Origin of the sequence: Lactococcus sp. EKM203L (genome assembly GCF_011800585.1) — a bacterium.
Lineage (GTDB): Bacteria > Bacillota > Bacilli > Lactobacillales > Streptococcaceae > Lactococcus > Lactococcus lactis.
In genome coordinates this window covers 1-1945 of the sequence record NZ_JAALEQ010000031.1, presented here as the reverse complement: position 1 = coordinate 1945, position 1945 = coordinate 1, and the positions used below count along the sequence as shown (strand labels likewise).

3 protein-coding genes and 1 pseudogene are annotated in these 1945 nt (G+C 33.2%); 2 read left to right on the top strand and 2 right to left on the bottom strand.

Features of this window, described 5'->3' with window-relative positions:
- Positions 1 to 102 (top strand): annotated as a pseudogene (locus tag HFD15_RS13890) (IS6 family transposase); the annotation flags it as partial.
- Between the two features lie 63 nt (positions 103 to 165).
- Here HFD15_RS13890 and HFD15_RS13885 read toward each other — a convergent pair.
- Positions 166 to 870: a CPBP family intramembrane glutamic endopeptidase gene (locus HFD15_RS13885; protein ID WP_058224951.1), complete on the bottom strand. Its 705-nt coding sequence runs from the start codon at positions 868 to 870 to the stop codon at positions 166 to 168.
- 110 nt (positions 871 to 980) lie between these two features.
- Positions 981 to 1130 carry a lactococcin family bacteriocin gene (locus tag HFD15_RS13880; RefSeq protein ID WP_017865277.1) on the bottom strand — a complete coding sequence of 50 codons (150 nt, stop codon included), beginning with the start codon at positions 1128 to 1130 and terminating at the stop codon, positions 981 to 983.
- A gap of 176 nt (positions 1131 to 1306) precedes the next feature.
- Here HFD15_RS13880 and HFD15_RS13875 point away from each other — a divergent pair.
- Positions 1307 to 1945: IS6 family transposase (locus tag HFD15_RS13875; protein ID WP_167595252.1), on the top strand; the 639-nt coding region annotated here is incomplete at its 3' end.

The following is a 1945-nucleotide window of genomic DNA, read 5'->3' as shown; positions in this document are numbered from 1 at the left end:
GAAGCATTGAGAGGCATATACAAAAAGAACCGAAGAAATGGAACGCTCTTCGGCTTTTCGGTATCTACTGAAATCAAAATCTTATTGGGAATATCAGCCTAAGATAATTGAAATTCAGAGAGGTTGTATTTTATTTTAAAACTTCGCAACAGAACCTCTCTTCTCCTATACTATAAAATGAAAAAAAGAATTTAAAAATTGAGCAGATAAAGGGCTTAAAAGATTATAGGAAGCATGGATAAAGATACTTTCTAATACATTCTCATTGCGATAATATGCCCAAGTAACGATGAAGGATAATAACAAATAAGGAATTATTTCAAGAGAAAGGCCTGTGTGAGCAAAAGCAAATAAAGGCCATGAAACAAATAGGGCAAGATTTTTATTTCCTACTGCTTTAAATAAAAATACTCTCCAAAGAATTTCTTCAATAATAGGAGCTACTATTCCAATAATATAATATTGCATAACTTTTGGCATTGTAATCAAATAGTTTTGTGATCTACCAACATGATTTGAAGATGAAAAACCTAACCTAATCATTAACACATTAGTAAAATAGATAAGGAGTAATAAAACAAATAGAATTACTAGTAGTCTAAATACTCTTATTGTCGACCACCCTTCAAACGTATTCTTAAAAAAACCTAAGTAATATGGAATAATTATAACAATGACTGCCACCAAAGTTAGTAAGATTGGAAAAGCTAACGCAGAATTTGTATATAGAAAATCTGTAAAGGGCAATATCAAAGGATTGTCTAAATAATATGCGAATACCAAATATCCAGGAATCTTATAGAGTGTATGTAGGAGAACAAATAACAATAAATAAAAAAGATTTAATTTATATTTTTTTATAGTTTTCATATAATACTTCACCTAAAAAACAAGAAATAGATAATCTATTTCCTGTCCAATACTTAATTCACTAACAATTAATTCGACGGTTGCAAGACTACTGACTTGTCATTTAAGAATCAATATTCTAACAAAGGACGGTTTTCATAAAGAAGTGGGCCCCCATATTGATTATAGTAACCTTCACGAGTAAGTTCCAAAGCTACCCCTCCATTAATTTTAGAAAGTTCTTCATCTGAAACTACTTCAAAATTTGTTTGATTTTCCATATGTAAATCTCATTTATATTCAATAATATCAGTATACTCTTAAAATTAAAGGCATGCAACAATTTTCAAACAATTGCCAAAATAGATTTCACTCCAAACTTTCGGTTCTGTTGCAAAGTTTTCCGATAAGTCTATTTTGGTGTAAAATGGGATAGAAAGACAGCGAGGACATATGGATGAATCATTTTAAAGGCAAACAATTCCAAAAAGACGTCATTATTGTCGCTGTGGGTTATTATCTACGTTACAATCTGAGCTATCGTGAAGTCCAAGAACTCCTTTATGATCGTGGGGTTGACGTTTGTCATACCACTATTTATCGCTGGGTACAAGAATACAGTAAAATCCTCTATCATCTCTGGAAAAAGAAAAATAGACAGTCCTTCTATTCGTGGAAAATGGACGAAACCTATATCAAAATCAAGGGCAAATGGCATTATCTGTACAGAGCAATTGATGCGGATGGATTGACTTTAGACATCTGGTTACGAAAGAAACGGGATACTCAAGCTGCTTATGCATTCTTGAAACGACTACATAAGCAGTTTGGTGAACCTAGAGTAATTGTCACGGATAAAGCGCCGTCTATTGGCTCTGCCTTTAAAAAGCTACAGCACAATGGGTTATATGTAAAAACAGAACACAGAACCGTTAAATATCTCAATAACCTCATTGAGCAAGACCATCGACCAATCAAACGACGCAATAAATTTTATCGAAGTCTACGCACTGCCTCACCCACGATTAAAGGCATGGAAGCCATCCGAGGATTATATAAGAAAACCCGAAAAGAAGGCACTCTCTTCGGGTTTTCG